The organism is Gordonia sp. C13 (assembly GCF_023218005.1).
GTDB classification, from domain to species: Bacteria; Actinomycetota; Actinomycetes; order Mycobacteriales; family Mycobacteriaceae; genus Gordonia; species Gordonia namibiensis.
Genome location: NZ_JALPSY010000009.1, coordinates 22,427 through 46,329 on the forward strand (window position 1 = coordinate 22,427; position 23,903 = coordinate 46,329).

Consider the following 23,903-nt stretch of genomic DNA (forward strand, 5'->3'; position numbering starts at 1 on the left):
GGCTCGCAAGGGAGCAGAACGAGGGGTCCTGTCAGCCCGACAGAATTGTCAGCACAATGTGCTGGCCACTGTCGTGTCTACGCCCAGCCGTTAGCGATGTTCCAGCTCCCCGTACTGGGCGAGCAACCGGTCGATCGCGCTGCAGTCCTGGAGGAATCGCCGGCGCTCGGGGTCCTGGGCGGCGTCGCGCAGCATCTGGTCTGCGTCCGGGACCTGTTCCGCGGCCAGGATCGCCGACCACACAGCCCCGTCGGTGGTGGTGAACGCGTCGACCCCGTCGCGCAGCGCTCGCGCCAGACACCTCCGGTCTTCGAAATCGAGTTTGTCGTGGACCGAGGCGATCATCTCGATCGCCACCGAGGCGTGGGCGCGCTCGTCGCGGCGGTGTAGCGCGATGGTCGCCTGGTGTACCGGTTGGATCGTCCGGTCCCCGGCGATCAGGCTCAGGTAGTCCGCGATCGAGGTCTCCGCGACCGTCGCGAACGCCAGTGTCGTGAGCGCGGCCGCTCGTGGGGACTCTGCCTGTGTGCGCGCCTCCCGATGTCGCCGCACCGTCGACGACTCCGGCAATGTCGTGTCCGGCAACGCCCAGCCGCGACGACGTCGGGTCAGCGCGGACGCGTTCAGGTGCATGAGCGTGTGGTATTCCTCGTCGACCATCGACTGCACCACCGCTGCGCGGTCGGCGTCAGAGAACCCGGTGCCGAACACGTCCCGGAACAGTAGCCCGAAACCGGGTGTCACGACGTCCTGTTCGATGTCGACGACGTTTTTGTTGTACGCGATCCACGCCCATGCCCGGACCCGGGTCCGAACGTCTTCGTCGAGCCGCTCCCAGGTCGGATGCCCCGTGAACGGGAGCAGCACCTCGGGATAGTCGTCGCGGGTGTCGTCGTAGAGGTCGTCCATCGTGGGGATGTCGAGTTCGGGTTCGGTGCGCCGCACCGTCGCCCGCCGCGGCCAGCTCCGCACCAGACCCTCGATGACCGCCGACTCCACCGGGTCGGACGCATCGTGTTCGGGCAGGTGGTCGGTCATCGTGACAGTCCCTCGAACATCTGCGCACACAGTCGCGCGTAGTCGTCTGCGTGACTGCCCAACGATCCACCCGCTTCGGTGAGCAATGTCGCGAAATCCTCGGTGTCGCCCGCGCACGCATCGGACACCCGGGAGACCGCCCGCGCCAACGCCTCTCGCGCGGCAGGTGCACATGGGTTCGACGCCTGCACGTCCCGATACACCTCAGGTGTGCCGCCGGTGATCCGTGCCAGCAGTGCCGACATCGTCGTGAACGGAGGTGTGGCCAGAGCGGCCGCTTCGTCGGCGTCGACTCCGAGGTCGGCGAGCGCGTACCCGAACGCCAGGATCGCCGCATGGGTGAGGGCCTGCACCGCCACACACACGTGGTCGTGCCGGTCCGCGGTCGTCATCTCCACCCGTGCGCCCCACCGCGCGAGGTCGTCGCGAAGGCGACCCGCACCAGGACCGTCTCGATGAACGACGACTGCAACCGTCCGGCCTGAAAGGCCGAGGGACGGAGCGAACATCGGGTTGATCCCGACGATCGGACCGCTCCCGTCGACGTCGTCCCCGGCGAGTTCGGCGACGGCGGAGGAGAACCGGGACTTCACCGAGAGCGTTTCCAAGAGCATCGCTGTCGGCCGCAACAGCGTGCTGACCGCCTTCACGGCCGCCAACGCGACGTCCTCCGGGACCGCGAGGACGACCACGTCGGCCTCGCCCAACAGTGCGGCCGCCTCCGGCCCAGGCGATCGGATGTCGTCGCCGCAGCGTGCGTCGAGCACGTGCACGGTGTCCCCGTCACCGCGCCACCGGTCAGCGAGCATCGTGCCGACCGCCCCCGCACCGCCGGCCACGACGACCGACCGGGCACCGGGGGTAGGTGACGAGGTCATGGTTCGCTCTCGTCGGCGACGGACAGGCAGCGTCGCATCGACAGCGCCTTCACCATCGTCTCCTCGAACTCGTCTTCCGGGTCCGACAGCGCGACGATCGCACCCCCGACCCCGAAGGTGACCTCGGATTCGGTGGCCACCATGGTTCGGATCACGATCGACAGGTCGGCGGTTCCGGTCAGCGAGAAGTAGCCGATCGCACCCGAATACACCCCTCGGGGGCCGGCCTCGAGTTTGTCGATGATCTCCATTGTGCGGATCTTCGGCGCGCCGGTCATCGACCCGCCCGGGAACGCCGCCCGCACACAGTCCACCGCGGACACTCCTTCGCGCAAGGTCCCGCGCACCGTCGACACCAATTGGTGTACCGGCGAGTAGGTTTCGACGTCGAAAAGTGACGGTACGTGTACGGAGCCGGGTTCGCAGACCCGCGACAGGTCGTTGCGGACGAGGTCGACGATCATCAGGTTCTCCGACCGGTCCTTCTCGCTGTGTCGCAGGTCGTACTGGAACCCCTCGTCCTGCACGGGATCTGCCGACCGCGGCCGGGTGCCCTTGATCGGTTTCGACTCCACCGTGCGATCGGCACCCACCTTCAGGAACCGTTCGGGGGATGCGCTGAGCACCGACAACCCCGAGAACTGGAGTAGTGCGCTGTAGGGCATCGGACTGATCTCGCGAAGGCAGGAGTAGCCGGAGACCGGGTCGAGGCTGCGGTGCACGGTCGCCGAATTCGTCAGGCACACCTCGTACGACTCCCCGGACCGGATCTCCGCCAAGCACTGCTCGATGAGCCTCAGGTAGGTCGGGTGGTCGTGCCGGAACAGGATCGGCGCCTCGTGCGACTCCTGCACCAGAGGGGGAGCGGTCACCAGAGGTTCGGAGGCATGGTCTTGGAGCTCCCGGATGGCCGATGCCGTCTCGCACAACCACCGCGCCGTCTTCGGGTCGACGGTGCCGGGCTCCGCGCCGTCGACCGGTTCGAGAGCGAGGAGGTGGGCGCACCCGCGTTCGTGATCGATCACGACGGCCCGGTCCGCGAACACCAGAGCCGCATCGGCCTGTTCGGACGCGTGCGCCAACTGGCCGCCGGTGTCCGCCTTGAGCTCGTAGCCGAGATAACCGACATAGCCGAGGCAGAACCCGAATGGCAGATCCGGCCTGGGCGCCACCGACCGCTCCCGCAACCGGGCATCGAGATAGTCGAAGAAGGTGCTGCGGATCTCTTCTTCGGTTCCATCCGAATGTTGCACTCGCACAGTCATTTCGGGAACTCGGTACGTCACGTATTCGGCGCGCGGGCCCGAGCAGTCACCCATCACGGAAAACCGGCTCCCCGCTTCGTTCGCCGCCGACCCGTCGAGCCAGAAGCTGTTCGGTCCGTCGGCAAACAGGCGCTCGTACACCGCGGACGGATCGACGACCCGGTCCACCTGCTCTGACCGCACCCGGAAGTCGTGCGCCGGCTTCACCGGTGTCGGCCGTTCCTCGGAGGTGGTTCTCGCCGCCAGGGGTCGCCGCGCCCGCTCCGGCGTGGCTGCAGCGAAGTTCGACAGCAGTTCGCGCCCGTACTCGGTGCAGATCGACTCCGGATGGAACTGCACCCCCCACAACGGGAGCTCCCGGTGACGCACCGCCATCAGGACGCCGTCGTCCGACCACGCCTGGGCCTCCAGCTCGGCCGGGACCTCCAGGACCGCCAAAGAGTGGTACCTCACCGCCCGGAACGGAGACGGAAGACCAGCGAACAGGCCCTGTCCGTCGTGGTGGACCGCGCTGATCCGTCCGTGCCGAGGTTCCGGTGCCGAGACCACCGGACTGCCGAACAGGTGACACAACCCTTGGTGTCCCAGGCACACTCCGAGCACGGGGAGTCCGCTGTCGATGAGGGCCCGCCGGCTGATCCCGAAGTCGCGGGCGCAGTCCGGCCGCCCCGGGCCGGGGGAGACCACCACGTTGTCGAATGCCGAAAGATTCACCGACGACCACGGCGCATCGTTGGCAACGACCACGGGTTCCTGGCCGTTCACCTCTGTCAGCAGAGCGAAAAGGTTGTAGGTGAACGAGTCGTAGTTGTCGATCAGCAGTGTCCGCACCGCGACCACCTCAACGCACGCTGGTATCGGGAGCGCCGTCCGCGGGTGAACGCCGGACGAGGACGCGATCGGGGTCCGCATGGTCGATCGGAGCGCCATTCGTGCGCAGTTCGTCGGTCGCCACGATGAGGTCCTCCACCCGGCAGGTCTCCGAGATGAGCAGGTCGTAGAGATCGTGCAGGAACTGTGGTGAGAGTCCGTGATCGAGGGCGTAGCGGTGCGCGTGATCGTGCACCGCTCCCACTCGGCGCGGCTGCATCACGGGAATGGCGTGGCGTTCTTTGAGATACGCGATGCGGGTGCAGATCTCTATCCGGGCGCGGACGTCGTCGAGCAACCGGTTGTCGATTTTGTCCAACTCCGCACGGAGGCCCGCGAGTTCGCGCTCGCCGGGGTTGCCCTCGGTCACCATCTGCCCGTTGTTGCCCGACGATTCGTTCATCGCTCGACCACCTTGCACTGTCCGAAGGAGAGTGCGGCCCGCCGACTTGAACCGCTGAAAACGCGACGCGGGCCCGAACTGACACTGCGCCCGGTCCGCGCTCGCGAACCGCAACCCCCGACTCGGTCCATGGTCGCACCGACCACGAGCAGCATGAGGGCGTAAGCGTCACCGGGAGATCACGATTCGCCAACGACCGTGCCGTCACCGTCATCCGTTCAGATGGTCGAACGCCCGTTTTATCGGACTTGTCCTTGACTGCCTCGTCCGTCCGACGGTCGGTACAACGGTTGTGGCGCAACCCGGGATCGGGCTCGACGCGCGCCGATCCGGGGGCGCCGCCGGGGCAGGCTCAGGCGAGCAGCGGCACCCCGACGTCGGCGCCGCCCTCTTCGGTGATCCGAGCGCCCATCCGGGTGAAGGTGGGTGTGGTGATGAACCCGCCCGCGAAGAGTGCCTCGCCCTGCCGGAACTCGGGTGACTCCGCCAACATGTGTTCGCCGACGAATCCGAAGGTGTCGGCGAGCTCGGCCAGGTCGCGTGGCGCATTCATCCGCATCAGGCAGAGGTTGTCGCACTGGGACAGCACGTTGGGGTGGATCTTCGTCGGCCGTTGTGTCGACAGGAGGAGCCAGAGCCCGAACTTCCGTCCCTCGGCGGCGATCTGCACGACGCGGTCGATGAGGGCCTGCTCGACCGCGCTGGTGGCGACGGGCGGGCAGATGTTGTGGGCCTCGTCGATCACGATGAGGACGGGCCGCCGCTCTTCGCGATGCGCCCACAGATGTTCCAGCACGGACAGCGCCGCAACCTTGGGTTCTGCGGGATGGGCGAACCCGCCCAGATCGAGCACGGTGGCCTGGGGGCGTTCGTCGATGATGTCGGTGGCCGCGACCTCGCCTCGAGCCCACAGATCCCAGTCGAGGACCTGGAGATTCTCGATCCGCTTGGCCAGCCGCTGGTGACCGGGCTCGTCGGATGCGCGCAGCGCCGAGATGTAGGTGTCCTGGTCGGGTGTGTCGTCGGCGCCGCCTCCGCTGAGGGTGGCGTCGGCATGTAGCAGGACGTTGTACTCGTCGGCGTCGGCGATCGGATCCAACTGCAGCACCGCGGCCTTCGCGGTCAGTGGCAGATCGGTGAACCGCGCCCGTAACTGCGGGAGGTCGCGTCGGGTCGAATGCAGCACCTGGATGTCGGTTGCGGCGATGGCCGCGGCGAGATCGGGGTCGGTGGTGTCGCGCGTCTCTGGAAGCCGGGTGAAGTCGGCGTTCGGGTCGAGGATGAGCAGCGGCAGTCGGGTGTTCAGCAGCAACTGCTCCAGCACCACCCCGAGCGCATAGGTCTTCCCCGAACCGCTCTGGCCGCACCAGAAGGTGTGCCGGTTGAACTTGCGCGCGGAGAGGACGACGTCGGACGTCGCGTCGTCGCGATGGCTTCCCACTGTCAGTCGAACCACGCCTGAAGAATACGGCGTGGACGGACTCGGCACCGACTCGAAGCGCCGCACGATGTGTGCCGGATTCACCTCGGGAAAGCGGTCAGAGCCGTTCGACCTCGACGAAGACGATGGTGTTCGTCGAACCCCGGTTTTCGACGCGGTGTTCGACACCGGCGATCCGGGTGTAGCTCTCGCCGATCCGGAGCTCCGCGGCGATCTCCGAACCGTCCGGTGCGACGGCGTACATGGTGTCGTCGACGAGCGGCACGACGACGTAATCGTGGTCGTGCCGGTGCATGGGGATGGCCCCACCCGGCTCGATCGTCCACCGGGTGACCCGGAACCGGCCGTCGTCCTGCTGCACCTCGCCGTGCGAACCCGTGCTCATGGCGTCCTCCGTGTTGTCGATGGTCACTTGCCGGCGTGACGCAGGTGCCCGTACAGCGCAGCGCGGTAACCGCGGGTGTAGCTGGGCTCCTCGTCGTCCGGGTCCGGCGGGCAGGCGAGCGTCGACGACGCGAGCTGACGCGCCCACGGTGCCGGGAGCGCACACAGCGCGGCCTCCGCATCCTCGAACCCCTTCTGGAAGAGATCGGGATCGAGGTGCTCGTCGAGGTCGGCATCGTAGATAGGAAAAGACGTGGGTAGTCGGGTGACGACGCCGTATTCGGTGACGATGTCGAGGTCGGGGAGCTCGTTCTCGTGATTCGTCAACGGACCGTGCGCCTTTCGGCGAGGGTGCGGTAGAGCGTAGCCCGGCTGACCCCGAGCGCCTGGGCGATCCGCGGCACGGATTCGCCTGCGGCGCGCATCTGTTCGGCGCGGAGTACCTGCTCGTCGTCGAGGACACGGGGTCGGCCGACCGTCGACGTCGACCGCCGGTGGGGTGTGGTCAGTGGCCTCGCCGAACTGAGTGCGGGGGAGGGGTCGTCGAGTTCGGCCAGTGACGCCAGCACACCGACGACCATCGCGCCGGTCGGGTCGTCGGTGTCGATGCCCTCGCGCAACGAGCGGAGACCGATGCGTCGTCTCGCGAGTTCACGTGTGATGGCCATGACCTCGCGGATGTTACGGCCCAGTCGGTCGATGCCCACGACCACCGTCGTGTCACCGGCTCGCGCGTAGTCGAGTAAGGCGTTCATCCCAGCCCGACGGTCCGCGGGTTGCGTCCGGTCGGCGGCATCGGTGTAGATCCGGCCAGGGTCCACCCCTGCCTCGGTCAGTGCATCGATCTGTGGCCCGAGAGCGTGCGCTCCCGGGGTCTCGCGCGCGTATCCGAGGGACATCCCCGGTGCGCCACCTCTCGCTTCGTCTGTCACAAGCGGAACTCTATCTCAAAAGTCTCGATTCAGATTCTGAGACGCGCCCGAGATTCGAGACGGATTCGATGGGAGTTTGGAGAGCTCGAGGAGTTTCGAGATTCGATGTCGCAAAAAGGGGTCTCATAAGTTTCGAGACCTGGCTCGTATGCCAGATTGCGTTCTGTCCCGGTTGCCGACACAGAACGCAACCGGATCGAACTCATCCGGCAACGACAGCACGAAGGGCCTGGCGACGGAATGTCGCCAGGCCCTTCGTGGTTCGTCGCTTTCGCTCCTCACACCTCAGGGAGCGAGGGGGGGCGTCGCTTTCGCTCCTCACACCTCAGGGAGCGAGAGGGGCGTCGCTTTCGCTCCTCACACCTCAGGGAGCGAGAGGGGCGTCGCTTTCGCTCCTCACACCTCAGGGAGCGAGGGGAGCGTCACTTGTGTTCGTATCACCTCAGGAGCGAGGGTCAGAAATAACCGTTCGCCGGGAGGGGAGTGTCGTTGACCAGCAGGTCGCCGAGTGCGATCGCCTTGTACGACGTGGGGTTGTGGAGCGTGACGGTGCGGATGTTGCGCCAGTGGCGGTCCAGGTTCTTGGCCCGGCTGGCCGATGACGCGCCGCCGACGTCGAACAGGTCGGCGGCGGCACGCAGTCCGACGCGGTCGACGTGGACCTTGACCCGTGCTGCCGCGATGGATGCCTTGCCGAACAGGTCCGGCTCGATGACGCCGCTGCGTGCCGGTGCGAACGCCTCCTCGATGGTCTGTGCGGCGTCGAGGACTGCCGCCCGCGCGACGTGGGCGGCCGCGTCGATCTCACCGACGGTGCCGAGCAGCACGGGGTCGTGCCGCGGTGACTCGGCGGGGGCGTGGTCGAAAGTCCGTGTTCGTGACCGCAGGAGTGCGGTCGCATCGTCGCCGACGGACAGCAGAATTCCGGTGATCAGTGCCTGAAGGTAGAGCTGCAGGAACGGTCCGTCGTTGGCGACCGCGGCGGTCGACGCCGGGTCGGTGAAGGCCAGGACGTCGTCGGCGGTCACCCGGACACTGTCCAGGGTGGTGGTTCCGGTACCGGTGCGGTTCTGGCCGATCCCGTCCCAGTCGTCGACGACGGTGACCCCCTCGCGACCGATGGGCAGGACGACCCGAGCGACCTGACCGTCGAACTCGCCGCCGCGTACCGTCGCAGTGACCGACACGTAGTCCGAGAATGCGGTGCCGGTGCTGTAGAACTTGGCCCCGGTCAGCAACCACCCGCCGTCGATGGCACGCAGTTCGGTCCGGAAGGAGAGCGAACCCGCGTTCCCGGTGCGTTCACTGGTCGCGTTGCCGAACACCTTCCCCGCGGCGATCTCCGCGGTCCAGCGGTCGCGGACGGGTCCTTGGGGGAGTCGGCGGATCTGCTCGACGAACCAGAAGTGTGCCCGCAGGATGTGGGCGACGATCGGATCGGCGCGGGCGAGGTCGATGAGGAATCCGAACAGCTCGGGCGCACCGGCACCGGGGCCGGATGCGTCGTCGAGAGTCAGAGCGGTGTAACCGGATTCACTCAGCAGGCGTACCTGGGCGTGCGGGTCGACCCCGGTCAGTTCGCGCGCGGCGGCTTCGGCGGCGATCTCGGACAGGATCGTCGAGCGATCGGAGACGACACGGGTCAGGACGCTCATGCGGGCACCTCGACCTTCTCGGCGAACGCGCCCCGGTAGGCCGCGGCGGGATGGGTGTCCGGGAGGGTGTCCCGGCCCGTCAGCTTGCGCCGGCTGGTGCCAGGCGCGTACTCCTGTTGGGCCAGTCCGCGCTCACGCAATACCGGCAGGACGTGCTCGGCGAACTCGATGTAGCTGTTCGGGATCGTCGCGTTGATGACGTTGATGCCACCGACCCCCGCGTCGCGCCATTCGGCGAGGCGATCGGCGATCTGCTCCGGCGTGCCGACGACGCGTCCACTGCGGCTGCGCAGTTCGGCCAGGTCGCGGACGGTCGGCTCACGGTCGGGCACGGCCTCGCGCAGCCACAGCAGCGTGCTCTGCGTGCCCTCGGTCTTGATCTCGCCGATCGGGGTGTCGAGGTCGTAGAACCCGAGATCGAACCCGAGACCACCCGCAGAGTGGGCGATGATCGTGCTCGGATCGATGTACTCGTCGAGCTCGGCGGCCTTCCGCCGTGCCTCCTCCTCGGTGCTGCCGATGACGAAGGAGAGTCCCTGGAAGAACTGGATGTCCTGCGGATCGCGGCCGGCCGCGGCGGCCAGACGGCGGGTGTCGTCGACGAGTCCCTTCGCCGCCTGCGGCGTGGGTGACACGATGAACTGTGCCTCGGCGTTGCGTGCGGCGAACCGACGGCCCGTGGGCGACGAGCCTGCCTGGAACAGCACCGGTGTGCGCTGCGGCGACGGGGCGACCAGGTGGGGTCCCTCGACGCGGTACCGGTCGCCGACGTGATGGATCTTGTGCACCTTGTCGAAATCGGCGTGGATGCCGCCGACCTTGTCCTGGATCAGGGCGCCGTCGTCCCAGCTGCCCTCCCAGAGCTTGTAGACGACGTCGACGTATTCCTCGGCCCACGCGTAGCGATCGTCGTGGGCGGTGATCCCGTCGTATCCGAAGTTGCGCCAAGCGTTCTGGGACAGGCTGGTGACGATGTTCCATGCGATTCGACCGTTGGAGGCGTGATCGAGTGTGGAGATCTTGCGGGCGAAGTCGAAGGGGTGTTCCTGCAGGATCGAGCTGGTGATCGCGATGCCGAGGTTCTCGGTGTGCGATGCGAGCGCGGAGGCGAGAACCAGCGGATCGTTGCTCGGGATCTGCAGGCCGGTGTCGACGAACTTCTTCCAGTCGCCCTGGTAGTCGTCGTAGAGTCCGACGACGTCGGCGAAGAAGATGAAGTCGAATCTGGCCTCTTCCAACGTCTTTGCGAGGTCGATCCAGTGCTGGAGGGAGTTGAAGTCCGTCTGCCGCGCATCGGGAGCACGCCATGCCCCGTGCAGGATGTGGGACGTCGTGTTCATCACGAATGCAGCGAAACGCAAGGGTTTTGGCTCTGACACCCGGACGACGGTACTTTCGCCCATCGTCCCGTGCGTCGTTGTGCTCAGGGTGAATCCAAAGACTGACGTCGACGCCGCCGATCATTACCGTACGAGCTGACCGCGGGTCACCGCTGCCGTTTCAGCGTGTCGCGACATCGGCGCCGGCCCGCCGATCCCCGCGGTCCGACCTTGTTCTAGTCGGCTTTCCACCACTGTCGATTCACGACTCTCGATATCGAGGAGTACCTGGCGTGTTCAGATCTGTCCGTTCCAGACGGACTCGAGCCCTACTGGCAGTCGGCCTGTCGGCCGCTGCGCTGCTGTCGGCGTGCGGCGAACGCCCGGCCACCGGAGACGGTACGTCGACGGGTGTCCCCGCAGCGGCCGGCGACTACCTCGACGGCGGCGTCATCGAGTACGGACACGAGCAGGAACCACCGTGCATCCACGGCGGCTGGGTGCAGAACGCTTATCTCGCACGGCAATATCTCGACAACCTCGTCTCGCTCGACGACGACGGGACGGTGGTGCCGTGGCTGGCGACGAGCTGGGAGATCTCCCCGGATCGCAAGACCTACACCTTCCGCCTCAAGCCCGATGTGAAGTTCAGCGACGGAACCGATCTCGACGCGGCCGCGGTGAAGACCAACTTCGACAAGTACCTCGATCCGGACGCCCCCAACGGAACGGTGATGGCCTACATCGGGCAGTACTACGCCGGCGGCGAGGTTCTCGATCGCAACACCTATGCCCTGCACCTGAAGCAGCCGTACAGTCCGCTGCTGACGGTTCTGACCCAGGGCTACTTCGGGATTCAGTCGCCGACCGCGCTCGCGCGGGGGAAGAAAGAGAACTGCTCCAAGCCCGTCGGCTCCGGACCGTTCATCATCGAACGCTGGGATCGCAACCGCAGCATCACCTTCGTGCGGAACCCGGACTACAACTCGGCACCGGCCAACGCGAAACACCAGGGCCCCGCCTATGTCGACAAGGTGATCTGGAAGTTCCTCAAGGACCCGGTGCTGCGGTACGGCTCGTTGACCAGCGGATCATCCGATGTCATCTACAACGTCCCGGCCATCAACTGGGCTGATGCGACAACGCGGTTCCAGACCAAGCAGTACGTGACGCCGGGACGCCCCAACGCGATCACTCTCAACGTCGACCACGCACCATTCGACGACGTCCGGGTGCGTCAGGCGTTCGCCTACTCGGCCGACCGCGAGAAGGCAGTCGAGACAGCCTTTCTCGGCGTCGTGCCGTTCAACTCGAACGGCGCGCTGAGTCAGAGCACCCCGGACTACGACCCGGCCGCCGGCGCCTATGTCCGGAACCCGGACAAGGCGAATGCTCTGCTCGACCAGGCCGGTTGGACTGCCCGCGACTCCGACGGCATCCGCACCAAGGACGGCCGGCGTCTCACCGCACGCGTGGTGTACGCCGCCGACGCCATCGTCGGACCCGAGGGGGCGGCGATCCTGCAGAACATCGCCTACCAGGCGCGCGACGTCGGCTTCGACATCGAACTCGTCCCGGCGACGCAGAGCGAGTACTTCGGCGGCAACTACGCCAAGGCGCCCACCTACGACGCCTACGTCGGCTACTGGACGAGCCCGACCCCGGGGTTGCTCCACATCAACTGGCGTCAGCGGCTCGAGGATTCGCCCAACCCGCACAACACGGCCTACTACAACGACCCGGTCCTGCAGGGTTTCATCGAGAAGGCCAACAGTTCGGCGGACCCGGCCGAGCAGCGTGAGTTCTACAGCAAGGCCCAGAAGCTGATCGGTGACCAGGCACTGTCGATCGGCCTCTACACACAGACGACCTCGATCGCGGCCGATCCCAAGCTGCACGACGTGTGGGTCGAGAAATCCCAAGGTGAACCAGTGTTCGCGGATGCGAGGTTTGTGCGATGACCATCCAGGTCGACAAGACGACGATCATCGACCCGGAGTCGGCAACCGAGCGGGTCCGGAGTCGACGCCGCGGAGGCTCGGCGGTGTGGCTCCGCTGGCTCGGCAAACTCGGCTCGGCCGTGTTCGTGCTCTGGGCGGCTGCGACGGTCACGTTCCTCCTGCAGGTGCTCGCACCCGGTGACCGCGCGACGTTGCTGCTGAACCTGTCGTCGGGGGAGAGCCGCGAACGCACTCCCGACGAACTGGGCCCGGTCAACGACCAGTTCGGGTTCACCGATTCGATCTGGCAGCAGTACCTGCACTACCTCCAGGGTCTGCTGCGCGGTGACCTCGGGACGTCGTACCAGCTGAGTGAACCCGTCACCGACGTGATCGCCGCCCAGCTGGGTCCCACCCTGGTACTCACCATCAGCGCCCTGGTCGTGGCCTGGCTGCTGGTCCTGGTGACCACGACGCTGACCGCCGGCCGCCGCGGTCCGGGCGGAGCGCTCGGCGCCCTGCTCGAGACCGTGAGCGCCGGTCTCCCGCAGTACTGGCTGGGGTCGATCCTTTTGGTGGTCTTCGCCATCGATCTCGCCTGGTTCCCGGTCGAGAGCGGCAACTCGCTGCGAGGACTGGTCCTGCCGGTGCTCACGCTGGCGATACCGCTGGCCGGGTTCCTCGGCAGCATCGCTCGCGACGAGTTCGCCCGGGCACTCGACCAGCCCTTCGTTCTCACTGCTCGAAGCCGTGGTCTCGGCGACCTGTCGGTTCGTGCTCGACATGTGCTGCGCCACTCGGTCATCCCTGCTGTCACCGTCTCCGGTTGGGCCATGGGTGCGCTGCTCTCGGGTGCGGTCATCGCCGAGACCGTCTTCGCCCGGGCCGGAATCGGACAGACCCTCGTCGCAGCCGCCAGCTCGCGCGACGTCCCGCTGGTCAGCGGCATCGTCGTGCTCGTCGCCGCCATCTACACCGTCGCCAACCTGCTGGTCGACTTCCTCTACACCGTCATCGACCCCCGGATCGAGGTCCCGTGACCATCCAGAAACCGTCCACCGGGACGGCACCCAACTCGGCGTCGTCTGAGGCGACATCATCCGACAAGACCTCGTCGATCAAGACCTCACGGAGCACGGTCACCGCACTGCCGGAGACCTCGCGCCGGCCGTGGGCGCTGCCACCCACCGTGATCGCCGCGCTCGGCGTCCTCGTCCTGCTGTTCCTGGCAGCGGTCGTACCTGGTCTGATCGCTCCGTACGACCCGCTTGCCATCGACCTCGATGCGACGCTGTCGCCGCCGACGTGGGCGCACCCGTTCGGTACCGACCTGTCGGGTCGAGACTTGCTGAGCCGCATCATCTTCGGCACCAAGCAGTCCCTCGCCATCGGTCTCGGAGCGGTGGCGGTGGCACTGGTCCTCGCCGTGGCGCTGGGAATCACGGCCGGCCTGTCGGGGCGGATCGCGCAGGCTCTGGCCAATCGTTGGATCGATGTGCTGTTCGCCTTCCCGACGATCCTGCTCGGGCTCCTGCTGACATCGGTGTTCGGCCCCGGCCCGTACACGCTGATCTTCGCGATCGGGATCGGTATCGCCCCGGGCTATGCACGTATCATCCGCGGCCAGGTCCTGACCGTCCGCAATGCCGCCTACATCGAGGCGGCGACGGCGCTCGGGCACTCGCGGACGCGAATCCTCGTGCAGCACATCGCTCCCAACGCACTACGACCGATGATCGTCACCGCGACACTGGGCGTCGGTCAGGCGATCATCTGGGCCTCGGGGTTGGCCTATCTCGGTCTCGGCGTCGCGCCCCCGTCACCCGAGTGGGGCGCCCTGCTCGACGCCGGACGCACCTACATCACCGTGGCCTGGTGGCTCGAGATCTTCCCGGGCCTTGTCATCGTGATCACCGCCCTGGCATTCACCACCGTGGGACGCCACCTCGGCGCCCGTCTGGAAGGAACCACCCGATGACCGTAGTCGCGACTCCCCTCGAGGCCCGGACCGACGTCGCCGACACCGGCGACTCCACCACACCGCTCGCCGAGATCCGGGACCTACACGTGACCTTCGGCGGCCGCGAGGTGGTCAAAGGAGTCTCGTTCTCGGTGAACGCAGGCGAATGCCTCGCGATCGTCGGCGAATCCGGGTCGGGTAAGTCCGTCACCGCCCGCACCCTCATCGGACTCACCGGTGAAGGGGCCCGGATCAGCGCCGAGACGGTCGCTTTCGACGGTCGCTCCCTCCTCGGGTACAAGGACCGGGACTGGCGTCGTCTGCGCGGTCGGGGCATCGGATTCGTCCTCCAGGACGCCCTGGTATCGCTGGATCAACTGCGCACCGTCGGAAGCGAGATCGGGGAGGCCCTGACCGCCCACTCGGGCTCCCACGGCGGCGGTCTCTTCCGGAACTGATCACCGCGCCGACGTGCCGAACGGGAGGAGAAGATCGTCGAACTACTGACGCTGGTCGGGGTTCCCGAACCCGGCGTCCGCGCTGCCCAGCGACCGCACGAACTCTCCGGCGGTCTCCGGCAGCGTGCGCTGATCGCCTCGGCTCTCGCCCAGGACCCGAAACTGCTCATCGCGGACGAACCGACCACCGCTCTCGACGCCACCGTCCAGGCCCAGATTCTCGACGTCCTCGGCGAGGCGAAGGACCGGGGCAACGGCGTCATCCTCATCTCCCACGACCTCGCGGTCGTCGCGCGTCTTGCCGACCGCGTCGCGGTGATGCGGCAGGGGGAGATCGTCGAGTACGGCTCCACCGACGACGTGCTGCGCAATCCGAGGCACGACTACACCAAGAGCCTGCTGGCGTCGGTGCCGTCGCGCACCTCCAAGGGCACACTCCTGACCAGCGGCGAGGCGCTGCCGGAACCCCCGACGGCCTCCGCTGCCGGTGTGCCTCCCGCGCTGCGTGTACGCGATCTTCGAAAGTCCTTCGAGGGCAGGAACAAGACCGAGCGACCGGCGGTACAGGGTGCGAGCTTCGACGTCCTGCCCGGCAAGACGCTCGGCATCGTCGGTGAATCGGGGTCGGGCAAGACGACAACTGCACGCATGGTCCTCGGGCTGACCGACCCGGACTCGGGAACCGTTGAGCTGAACGGGCGCCCGTGGAGTGGGCTGTCCGATGTCGAACGACGCGCGAACCGTCATCAGATTTCCGTCATCTACCAAGACCCGCTCAGCTCTTTCGATCCCCGGTGGAACGTCGAACGCATCCTGCGCGACAGCCTGCGTTCGCGGAACCTGCGCGGAACAGCGCTCGACGACCGCATCTCCGAGTTGCTCGACAGTGTCGGACTCTCGGATGCGTTCCGCCGGCGTCACCCGCTGCACCTGTCCGGAGGGCAGCGACAGCGTGTCGCCATCGCCCGTGCGCTGGCGCCGGAACCGACGGTGATCGTGTGCGATGAGCCGGTCTCGGCTCTCGATGTCTCGATCCAGGCCCGCATCCTCGATCTACTCGCGATGTTGCAGGTGGAAACCGGTGTCTCGCTGGTCTTCATCTCGCACGATCTCGGCGTCATCCACCACGTCGCCGACGACATCCTGGTGATGCGCGGGGGAGAGGTCGTCGAATACGGAGAGGCCGACCGCGTCTTCGGTGACCCGGAGCATCCCTACACGCGTGAACTGCTCGCCGCGGTTCCGACGATCGGCACCGGGGAGCTCATCGTCTGAGCCTCCCGGTCAGCGCACTCCGGGCGGAAGGTCCCCGAACCGGTAGACGCGGTCGAAGATCGGCACGAAGATCGACGACACCGGGCCACCCGACGGGTTCGCGTTCGCATCGGTGCCGCGCGGCCACCGGTAGGCGACGGTGACGCTCACCGGCGTCGAACCGGTGACCTGGGTGTATCCGGTGGGCTTGGTCGCCAGGCCCAGGAACTTGCCGGGCCGGAACAGCAGAACGGCGACCGGGGAGGACACGGTGCCGCGTGAGGTGTCGAAGACGGCCCACAGCAGGGGCGGGCAGTTGGGCGTGCGGTCGAGCGATCGGCTCAACGGCCCCTTCCGCGCGACCCACGTCGCATCGCTACCGCGGAAAGGCGGGCCGATCACCCGGAGTGCGCGTTTGACCTCCGGTGAGCCGAGGTCCAGACAGAGCCCGTTGCCCGAAGTGGTGGCCGCCTGATGCGGCGTGCCCGGGGAGGCGGTTGCCGTGGGTGTGGCGACGCCGAGTGCGGTGACGACAGCGCACACGGTGGCGATGAGAGAAGTGGCGACGCGTGATCGTCTGGTCCGCATGAGTCTCCTCGGTTCGTCCCTGAAGTGCCCCTGCGGGGACGCTAACAACATCGAGAGTGCTCTGCCCCCAGATCAGAACAACGTCGGCGGGAGCGCACCTTCGAACTCGAGGAGCCACCGTTTGGTCGCCAGACCTTCACCGGGGAGGCCGCCGGAGAATCCGCCCAGGCCGTCACCTGCGACGACGCGGTGGCAGGGGATCAGCAGGGGAGTCGGGTTGACGCCCATGATCGAGCCGACGCTGCGCGCGGGGATGCCGGTGCCACTCATCGTCGCGAGTTGCCCGTAGGTGACGGTTGTGCCGGACGGGACGTCGCGGTGCAGGGCGGTCAGGACCGCGCGGGCCGATGCGGACACCCCGGACAGTTCGATCGGGAGGTCGAACGTCGTCAACGAACCGTCGAAGTAGGCGTGGAGCTGACGTACCGCTTCTGCGACAACCGGTTTCGCGGACGAGAGATCGGACTGTGCGTCCTCGTTGCTCCAGGCGACGCGGACGATCGAGGCGTCGTCTCCGGTGATCAGTAGCCGCCCGACCGGTGTCGAGATGGCAACGGTGCTCGTCGTCTCGGCATCTGGATCGTGTGCTGCGGTCATCGGCGTCTCTGTCGCTCGTGCGGGGTCCGGCGTCACCCACGGTAGCGGCATGGTCTGACATCTGGCGGGTGACGACACCGGGCCGCATCATCGGTTCGGGTCAGGCGGCAGGGCGACCGGCACGAGCGTGAACAGGACGACGTCTCAGGGCTGGGTCGAGGAGAGCAGGGGGCAGATAGGTCTGGTCGAGCCTGCCGATATCCGTTCCGGGTGGGACGATCTCGTCGATGCGGTCGAGGACATCGTCGGGCAGCGCGACCTCGAGCCCTTTGAGAAGGTCTTCGAGCTGCGGGATCGTGCGTGGCCCGATCAGGGCGCTGGTGATTCCGGGGTGGGTGATGGCGAACGACATCGCCATGTGGGTCATGGGGATACCCGACTCGGCAGCCAGCGCGGCGAGTTCCTCGACCGCGTCGAGCCGGTTCTCGTCGTCGAGGGCCTTGATCATGCCGGAGCGGACCAGGTCGTTCGCTTGTCCCCGGCGGACCCGGCCGGTGAGCATCCCCTGGCCGAGTGGGCCCCAGGCGATGACTCCCATGCCGAAACGTTGCGCAGTCGGCAGTACTTCGGTTTCGATGCCCCGGTTGAGAAGTGAATACGGTGCCTGCTCGGTGCGGAACCGGCGCACGCCGTGTCGGTCGGCGATCCACTGCTGATCGACGATGTCCGAGACCGGGGTGTTGGAGGAACCGATGGCGCGGATCTTGCCGCTGCTCATCAGGTCGGTGAGGGCGGAGAGGGTTTCCTCCGGATCGGTGTCGGGGTCGGGGAGGTGGACCTGATACAGGTCGATGTAGTCGGTCTGTAGGCGACGCAGGGACTCTTCCACCGCGGTCACGATCCATCGACGTGAAGCGCCCCGACGGTTTGGGTCGTCGCCCATCGGGCGGCTGAATTTCGTTGCCAGCACCACATTTTCGCGGCGACCACGGAGTGCTTTGCCGACGACGACCTCCGACGCACCGTGCGGCGGTAGGGAGTAGGCGTCTGCGGTGTCGACGAAGTTGATGCCGGCGTCCAGGGCGGTGTTGATGAGGCGGACCGATTCGTCGTGGTCGGGGTTTCCCATCGACGCGCCGAGTAGCAGTGTGCCGAGCGCGTAGGGGCTGACCTTGATCCCGGTTCGGCCGAGTGGGCGGTAGTGCATGAGGTTCTCCCTGAGGGGTGGGTTCGGAGTCGGCCGACGGCCGTGACCCCTAAGCGGAATGCTATTCCGCTAATATGCGGAACGGCGTTCCGGTACACAAGGGTTTCCGGAATGCTTTTCCGGAAGTCTGTTCGTGAAAGAGTGGTGGCGTGGACTTCAACGACGCCGGCACGGCCGAGGTGGCCGAGGGCGGATCCCGACCGCGTCCGAAGCGGGCGGATGCGCAACGCAACGTCGTCGCGCTGATCGATGCCGCGAAAACCGTCTTCGCGAAGGTTGGGGTGGACGCGCCGGCCAAGGAGATCACCGACCTCGCCGGAGTCGGCGTGGGCACTCTCTATCGCCACTTTCCGAAGCGTTCGGATCTGGTGGCCGCCGTACTCGAGAAGGAGATCGACGCCTGCGTTGAACTGGCCGAGGAGCTACGGAGTTCTCATCAACCGGCCGAGGCGCTGAGGACCTGGGTCCGGCGGTACACCGAGTTCGTCGGCACCAAGCGGGGTCTCGCCTCGGCGCTGCACTCTCCAGATCCGGCGTTCGATGCACTGGCGGATCACTTCGCGAATCGCCTCGAACCGGCAGTTGCCGCGCTGCTGGCGGCCGGCTCGGACGAGCTACGTGCAGACGTCGGCGCTGCCGAAGTACTGCACGCGATCGCGCTGCTGTGCCAGCGCGTGCCCGGAAGAGAACTCGACTACAACCAGCGGCTGGCCGGTGTGTTCGTCGACGGTTTGTACCGTCGGCCCGAGGACGTCCCGGAATAAAGAAGCCAGGCAGGGTGTTATCGCCCCCATGAGTGCCAACGCAGAATTGAGTCCTGAAGGCTGGGTCCGCGAGCAGACCCAGAAGATCCTCGAGCAGGGCACCACCGAGGGTGTCCAGGTCATGGACCGCCCGATCGTCCTGTTCACCACCACCGGCGCGAAGTCCGGCAAGAAGCGGTACGTCCCGCTGATGCGGGTGGAGGAGAACGGCAAGTACGCGATGGTGGCGTCCAAGGGCGGTGCTCCCGAGCATCCGGCCTGGTACTTCAACGTCAAGGCCAACCCGCAGGTGACCGTGCAGGACGGAACCGAGGTCAAGGAACTCACCGCGCGAGAGATCAGCGGCGACGAGCGTGCCCACTGGTGGGAGCTCGCGGTGGCGGCCTTCCCGCCTTACGCGGAGTACCAGACCAAGACAGACCGAGAGATCCCGGTATTCATCCTGGAGTGATCCTTCTGCAGCCCGCAGGCACCAGAGCCCCCGACACCGTCGGGGGCTCTAGTGTTGTGGCCACTAGGTGTGCGACAGCGAAGCGGGAGTAGGCATGGGACACGTCGTCGATTTCAAGCACGTCTCCACACAGGGCCTCGAGTCCTCACCGGTGACGGACGCCCTCGCCGGCCTGAGAGCCAACGAATCCCGGTACTACAAAACGAAATATGCACACGACTTCACTGTCGTACCAGCCGACGCTGCGCCGGAGGTTCTCGAGCGGGTCACCCGCATCCTCGCCGAGGAACGCGACATCGCGATCGGCTCGCGCCCACTCGAGGTCAGCGACTTCGAGGTCGACGGCCTCCACATGTCGTACGTGTTCTACGAGTCGGGGCTCGCGGTCAATGTCATGTACAGCATCGATCCGGCAGGCAAACGCGCCGTCGGCTTCAAGCTGTCCGACGGCATGGACGTGCCCGAGGAACTCGAGTCGAAGTTCAAGTTCGCGCGGCAGAAGTCGAAACTCGCCGGCACCATCCGCGGTTCGTACCTCGTCATTAAGGGTGAGTACTGACCGAGTGTTCGTCATGGCGACGATCCTCATGCGCGGGATAGGCGTGGATCAGCGCACTGGCGAGCTTCGGAACAGCATGCGTCAGCTCGTGTTCGGCGTCGTGCGCGATGCTGTGCGCCTCGGTGAGCCGTAGGTTCGGGTCGACGTCGAGCTCGGCGTCGGCATGGAGGCGGTGGCCGATCCAACGCATGCGGATGCTCCGTACCGCGAGCACTCCCGGACGTTCGGCAAGGGTCGTCTCCGCGGTCTCGACGAGGGCCGGGTCCACGCCGTCGAGGAGCCGGCGAAAGACGTCGCGCGCTGTCGTACGCAGCACCGCGAGGATGGCGACGGTGATCACCAGGCCGATGATCGGGTCAGCGAGTGGGATTCCCGCTGCCACGCCGCCTGCGCTGAGTAGCACGGCCAGCGACGTGAAACCGTCTGTGCGCGCGTGGAGTCCGTCGGCGACGAGTGCCGCTGAACCTATTCGACGGCCGATGCGAATGCGGTAGAGCGCCACCCACTCGTTGCCGATGAAACCGACGAGCCCGGCCAGTGCGACCCATCCGAGGTGGTCGATGGGGCGGGGATCGATGAGTCGTCCCACGGCCTCGTAGCCGGCGATGACGGCCGACAGCGCGATCATCGCGACGACGAACAGGCCGGCCAGGTCCTCGGCTCGTCCGAATCCGTAGGTGTAGCGGCGAGTGGCCGACCGGGTCGCCATCGCGAACGCGATCCAGAGCGGTACCGCGGTCAGAGCATCCGAGAAGTTGTGGATCGTGTCGGCGGCCAGCGCTATCGAGCCCGATGCGGCGACGATCCCGGCCTGCGCCACCGCGGTGACGCCCAGGACCACCAGACTGATCTTCACAGCACGGATACCCGCGCGCGACGATTCCAGAGCGGAGTCGAGACTGTCTGCGGCGTCGTGGGAGTGAGGCGCGAATATCTCGGCGACCACTCCGGCGAACCCGTGGCGGTGCTGGTGATGCGAATGATCGTGCCCGTGGTGCTGGTGATGCGCGTGCGGATCGCGGGGCAGATGCGTCATCGCTCAGGCCTCCCGTCCGGTTCCCGGTTCGACGGCGCGGAGTGCTGGATCGTCGCGATGGTGTGGCGGTATGCCCGGCCCGGCGTGCTCCGCGTTGAACACCGCGTCGGTGACGAGCCGCTGGACGTGCTCGTTCTCGAGGCTGTAGAAGATCGTCGTGCCGGCGCGGCGGGTGCGGACGAGCCGCGCCATGCGGAGCTTGGCGAGATGTTGCGACACCGAGGGGCCGGGCTTGCCGACCGCCTCGGCGAGTTCGCTGACCGACATCTCGGTGTCGGTCAGCGCCCACAGCAGCTGAATGCGGGTCGGGTCGGCAAGCATCCGGAACACCTCGACCACCAATCGCACCTGATCCTCGGCAATAGGAGGACGGGCGATCGGTGAATGCTTATCTGCATTCATATGCAGATAGTAGCTCTCCTGCTGTCAGCGGGCCACGCCCCGACAGAATCGCCGTCAGGCGAAGCGGATGTTCATGGTCGCGAGACCGAACACCTTCCGGCCACCCGATTTCGCGACGATGATGACCATGCCGGTCCGGGTCTCCGGGTCCAGAGACTTGATGCGTCCGCTGAACTCGATCTCGCCACCGTCGACGGCCGACACGGGAACCGTCTGCGACAGGCGGACCGAATAGCGGGTGACAGCGCCGGGATCGCCGGACCACGAGGCGACGAAGGCCGCGCCGAGGCCCATGGTGAACATTCCGTGTGCGATGACGTCGGGCAGACCGGCGAGCTTGGCCACCGCCTCGTCCCAGTGGATGGGGTTGGCGTCGCCGGCGACACCGCCATAGTTGACGAGGTCACCGCGGGAGATTCGCGCGGTGTGGATCGATAGTTCGTCGCCGACCGACAGCTCGTCGAAGGACCGGGCTCCGGACGGGCGCGTCGAGCCGTCCGCGACCCGGATCTCGCCCTCGGGCCGGACGGTCTTCTCGTACAGGTGGTGGGTGTCCTCGTGGCTGAAGATGTTGACGTCGTGCATCATCACCCTGCGCACCGCGGCGCTGAGGCCCGGATCGACCTCTTCGGCGGTCACGCCCACGACGGTGGTGTGCATCGTGTGCACCTTCTCGCCCGCGGCGTCGGTCATGGTGTTGGTCACCGTGATCAGTTCACGGCCCGCGACCTTGCGGACGCCGGACAGTTCGACGTCGGTGACGAGCTCGTCGCCGGCCACGATGGGCCGGTGCTGCTCGAAGACCTGCTCGGTCTGCACGTAGGTGTCGTAGCCGACGATCACGGACTCGAACAGCTCGCGGTTCGCCGCCATCGCCGGGATGGACGTGAACGTCAGCGGTGCGACGAGTCCCGAATACCCGAGTGCGACAGCGGCTTCGGGCTCCCAGTGCGCGGGGTGGTAGTCCTGCACCGCGCGGGCGTATTCGCGGACCTTCTCGCGTCCGACCTCGTAGGAGCCGTCGAGGACGTAGTAGTGACCGACGCGCGTCTCGAGGTCGGGCGCCTCGCCGGCTGCCGTCGGTTCCGTGATCGGGGGTTGGGTCATTTCGACAACGCTAATCGCGCGGGTTCCGCTGGCAAAACCGCGGTGGGTGTCCTGTCACGTACTCGACCCTCTCGGGTGGGCGTCAGCGTCGCAGCCCCTTGCCGTGCGCGAATTCCGCAGGACGTCCCGAGGACTGCCAGTCGTGCCAGTTCTCCCGGTGTCGGCACATCGCCTTCTCGTGCAGACGACGGAACGTCGGGGAGATCCGACGCAGCGTCTCGACGAGTGTCACGGCCGGCAACCGCAGCAGGATCAGCGCGAGCCCCGGGACCGGGTTGGGCATGTCATAGCGAAAACGTGTCGTCGGCATCATGTAGATCGTCGAGTAGGCGGCGTACATCATGGCGTTGTACCTCCCGCGGATCCGCTCGAGGCCGGTCGCGTTCTCGTTGGCGAACGCGGCCGGGAACGACTCGATGAGTTCGGCGCCGTCGCCGCCCGCGTCGTAGCTGCGGGTGGTGTTGACGAAGGCCAGGAGTCGCAGTGAGTCGGCGATGGTCTCCGGGAACCACTGGGTTCGCACGCCGAGGAGGTGCCCGAGGTAGCGCTGATAGTGCAGCAGCACCCGGATCTCCCTGGGCGTGGTCTGGACCCCGGTCAGCCACAGCGCCGACGCCGGCACGACGCTGCCGCCGAGCAGGGTGAGCAGCTGATAGGACTGGCTGATCGGCTCACCCCACCGTTCGACGTCCCACTCGGGGTGCTTCGCGACCGTACGTCGAACCCACACGTGCATCACGCGGACACGCATCGCCGTGGCCCGGCCGGCTGATCCCGGGGTCAGCAGCGCGCCGGGCTGGGAGACGTCGATCCAGAACCGGGCCGTCTCCAGGAAGCGGCGCAGCGCGTTGTCGCCTGCGTACCCGCCTGCCAGCGACAGCGGTTTGGCGACCGCGGCCTCGGTGTACATCTCGAGCGTTATCCCGCCGGCGACACTGAACAGGCCGGTGCCCCATCGGCGCCAGATCGCCTCGCCCTCGGCGATGAGCTGCGGGTCGACCCAGTCGGGAACCGTCTCGAACTCCTCGAACAGCTCGACGAGCGCGGGCGGAGGGTTCTCGACGCTGTCGAGTCCGTCGGTCAGGGCCTTGTCCAGCAGTGCGCGCGCGGCCTCGGAGCCGAGCGTGCCGTAGACCTCGTCGACGAACCGTTCGGCCACCGGATCGGTGCGGAACATGTCCTCGGCGAAGGTGCGTAGGTGTTCGGGCTCGGGGTAGAGGTCTTTGCCGGTGACCCTGCGGACGAGGGCGCGCGCACGGCCAAGCTTCCGGTTCGACATCGCAGCGTCGTAGGTGACCGCACTCGGGAAGCCGGGAACGTCGTCGCTCGAGCGACTCGGCAGCACTGCGGGCACGGGAACCCCCAACCGTTTGAGACGAATTGATTCATGTGTATCACTCTGGCGTCGCGCTTCGCACGTCCCGCCCCTTGACCTCAAGTTCACTTGAAGTTGCA

The 23,903-nt window shown here is 66.9% G+C and carries 23 protein-coding genes and 1 pseudogene; 7 read left to right on the plus strand and 17 right to left on the minus strand.

The genetic code is table 11. The features are described from left to right. Positions 1–90: 90 nt before the first annotated feature. From M1L58_RS09720 to M1L58_RS09765, 10 genes are all read right to left on the minus strand, one after another. Positions 91–1,038, minus strand: coding sequence for a diiron oxygenase (locus tag M1L58_RS09720; protein ID WP_248658740.1), 948 nt, complete (start codon positions 1,036–1,038; stop codon positions 91–93). After that, entirely contained in the window at positions 1,035–1,916 is an 882-nt protein-coding gene (locus M1L58_RS09725) for a prephenate dehydrogenase dimerization domain-containing protein (RefSeq protein ID WP_248658741.1), read from the minus strand. The genes M1L58_RS09720 and M1L58_RS09725 overlap by 4 nt, the downstream gene beginning before the upstream one ends. Beyond that, entirely contained in the window at positions 1,913–4,021 is a 2,109-nt protein-coding gene (gene pabB, locus M1L58_RS09730; RefSeq protein ID WP_248658742.1) for an aminodeoxychorismate synthase component I, read from the minus strand. Before pabB ends, M1L58_RS09725 begins: the two co-directional genes overlap by 4 nt. Position 4,022: 1 nt before the next feature. Further along, positions 4,023–4,454 carry a chorismate mutase family protein gene (locus tag M1L58_RS09735; RefSeq protein ID WP_248658743.1) on the minus strand — a complete coding sequence of 144 codons (432 nt, stop codon included), beginning with the start codon at positions 4,452–4,454 and terminating at the stop codon, positions 4,023–4,025. 352 nt (positions 4,455–4,806) lie between these two features. After that, positions 4,807–5,910 carry an ATP-binding protein gene (locus tag M1L58_RS09740; protein WP_248658744.1) on the minus strand — a complete coding sequence of 368 codons (1,104 nt, stop codon included), beginning with the start codon at positions 5,908–5,910 and terminating at the stop codon, positions 4,807–4,809. A gap of 82 nt (positions 5,911–5,992) precedes the next feature. Further along, positions 5,993–6,280, minus strand: coding sequence for a cupin (locus M1L58_RS09745; protein ID WP_248658745.1), 288 nt, complete (start codon positions 6,278–6,280; stop codon positions 5,993–5,995). A gap of 23 nt (positions 6,281–6,303) precedes the next feature. Then, positions 6,304–6,606 carry a hypothetical protein gene (locus M1L58_RS09750; protein WP_006865077.1) on the minus strand — a complete coding sequence of 101 codons (303 nt, stop codon included), beginning with the start codon at positions 6,604–6,606 and terminating at the stop codon, positions 6,304–6,306. Then, the gene (locus M1L58_RS09755; protein ID WP_006865076.1) at positions 6,603–7,178 is read right to left on the minus strand and encodes a recombinase family protein; all 576 of its coding nucleotides are present in this window, start codon (positions 7,176–7,178) and stop codon (positions 6,603–6,605) included. The genes M1L58_RS09750 and M1L58_RS09755 overlap by 4 nt, the downstream gene beginning before the upstream one ends. Before the next feature lie 488 nt (positions 7,179–7,666). Then, a complete protein-coding gene (locus M1L58_RS09760; protein ID WP_248658746.1) occupies positions 7,667–8,866 on the minus strand; it encodes an acyl-CoA dehydrogenase in 1,200 nt (399 codons plus the stop codon). Further along, entirely contained in the window at positions 8,863–10,245 is a 1,383-nt protein-coding gene (locus M1L58_RS09765) for an LLM class flavin-dependent oxidoreductase (RefSeq protein WP_248658747.1), read from the minus strand. The genes M1L58_RS09760 and M1L58_RS09765 overlap by 4 nt, the downstream gene beginning before the upstream one ends. 233 nt (positions 10,246–10,478) lie before the next feature. Here M1L58_RS09765 and M1L58_RS09770 point away from each other — a divergent pair, with 233 nt between their 5' ends. The 4 genes and pseudogenes from M1L58_RS09770 (at position 10,479) to M1L58_RS09785 (ending at position 15,818) form a co-directional block, all read left to right on the plus strand. Then, complete coding sequence (locus tag M1L58_RS09770; RefSeq protein ID WP_006865073.1) at positions 10,479–12,146, plus strand: ABC transporter substrate-binding protein; 1,668 nt, start codon at positions 10,479–10,481, stop codon at positions 12,144–12,146. Beyond that, the gene (locus M1L58_RS09775; RefSeq protein WP_154881842.1) at positions 12,143–13,165 is read left to right on the plus strand and encodes an ABC transporter permease; all 1,023 of its coding nucleotides are present in this window, start codon (positions 12,143–12,145) and stop codon (positions 13,163–13,165) included. Before M1L58_RS09770 ends, M1L58_RS09775 begins: the two co-directional genes overlap by 4 nt. Further along, positions 13,162–14,103 carry an ABC transporter permease gene (locus tag M1L58_RS09780; RefSeq protein ID WP_006865071.1) on the plus strand — a complete coding sequence of 314 codons (942 nt, stop codon included), beginning with the start codon at positions 13,162–13,164 and terminating at the stop codon, positions 14,101–14,103. The genes M1L58_RS09775 and M1L58_RS09780 overlap by 4 nt, the downstream gene beginning before the upstream one ends. Further along, positions 14,100–15,818 (plus strand): annotated as a pseudogene (locus M1L58_RS09785) (dipeptide ABC transporter ATP-binding protein). Before M1L58_RS09780 ends, M1L58_RS09785 begins: the two are co-directional and overlap by 4 nt. 9 nt (positions 15,819–15,827) lie before the next feature. Here M1L58_RS09785 and M1L58_RS09790 read toward each other — a convergent pair. From M1L58_RS09790 to M1L58_RS09800, 3 genes are all read right to left on the minus strand, one after another. Further along, on the minus strand, positions 15,828–16,385 hold the full coding sequence (locus M1L58_RS09790; protein WP_185982046.1) for an LppP/LprE family lipoprotein: 558 nt from the start codon (positions 16,383–16,385) through the stop codon (positions 15,828–15,830). A gap of 72 nt (positions 16,386–16,457) precedes the next feature. Further along, positions 16,458–16,982: a methylated-DNA--[protein]-cysteine S-methyltransferase gene (locus M1L58_RS09795; RefSeq protein ID WP_248658748.1), complete on the minus strand. Its 525-nt coding sequence runs from the start codon at positions 16,980–16,982 to the stop codon at positions 16,458–16,460. Positions 16,983–17,082: 100 nt separating this feature from the next. Beyond that, positions 17,083–18,129 (minus strand): aldo/keto reductase, encoded by a 1,047-nt coding sequence (locus M1L58_RS09800; RefSeq protein ID WP_248658749.1) that lies wholly within the window; start codon positions 18,127–18,129, stop codon positions 17,083–17,085. Between the two features lie 149 nt (positions 18,130–18,278). Here M1L58_RS09800 and M1L58_RS09805 point away from each other — a divergent pair, with 149 nt between their 5' ends. The 3 genes from M1L58_RS09805 to M1L58_RS09815 all read left to right on the plus strand — a co-directional run bounded on the left by M1L58_RS09805 (position 18,279) and on the right by M1L58_RS09815 (position 19,903). Continuing rightward, on the plus strand, positions 18,279–18,893 hold the full coding sequence (locus tag M1L58_RS09805) for a TetR/AcrR family transcriptional regulator (RefSeq protein ID WP_248658750.1): 615 nt from the start codon (positions 18,279–18,281) through the stop codon (positions 18,891–18,893). Between the two features lie 28 nt (positions 18,894–18,921). Further along, entirely contained in the window at positions 18,922–19,344 is a 423-nt protein-coding gene (locus M1L58_RS09810) for a nitroreductase family deazaflavin-dependent oxidoreductase (RefSeq protein ID WP_006865066.1), read from the plus strand. Positions 19,345–19,438: 94 nt separating this feature from the next. Continuing rightward, positions 19,439–19,903, plus strand: coding sequence for a phage tail protein (locus M1L58_RS09815; protein ID WP_248658751.1), 465 nt, complete (start codon positions 19,439–19,441; stop codon positions 19,901–19,903). On the opposite strand, the gene M1L58_RS09820 is transcribed toward M1L58_RS09815, so the two are convergent. From M1L58_RS09820 to M1L58_RS09835, 4 genes are all read right to left on the minus strand, one after another. Further along, the gene (locus M1L58_RS09820) at positions 19,887–20,939 is read right to left on the minus strand and encodes a cation diffusion facilitator family transporter (protein ID WP_248658752.1); all 1,053 of its coding nucleotides are present in this window, start codon (positions 20,937–20,939) and stop codon (positions 19,887–19,889) included. The genes M1L58_RS09815 and M1L58_RS09820 overlap by 17 nt on opposite strands. A 3-nt stretch (positions 20,940–20,942) precedes the next feature. After that, positions 20,943–21,341, minus strand: coding sequence for an ArsR/SmtB family transcription factor (locus M1L58_RS09825; protein WP_051992439.1), 399 nt, complete (start codon positions 21,339–21,341; stop codon positions 20,943–20,945). Between the two features lie 54 nt (positions 21,342–21,395). Beyond that, on the minus strand, positions 21,396–22,448 hold the full coding sequence (locus M1L58_RS09830) for a fused (3R)-hydroxyacyl-ACP dehydratase subunits HadA/HadB (RefSeq protein WP_248658753.1): 1,053 nt from the start codon (positions 22,446–22,448) through the stop codon (positions 21,396–21,398). Between the two features lie 82 nt (positions 22,449–22,530). Next, positions 22,531–23,802, minus strand: coding sequence for an oxygenase MpaB family protein (locus M1L58_RS09835; RefSeq protein ID WP_248658754.1), 1,272 nt, complete (start codon positions 23,800–23,802; stop codon positions 22,531–22,533). Positions 23,803–23,903 lie beyond the last annotated feature (101 nt).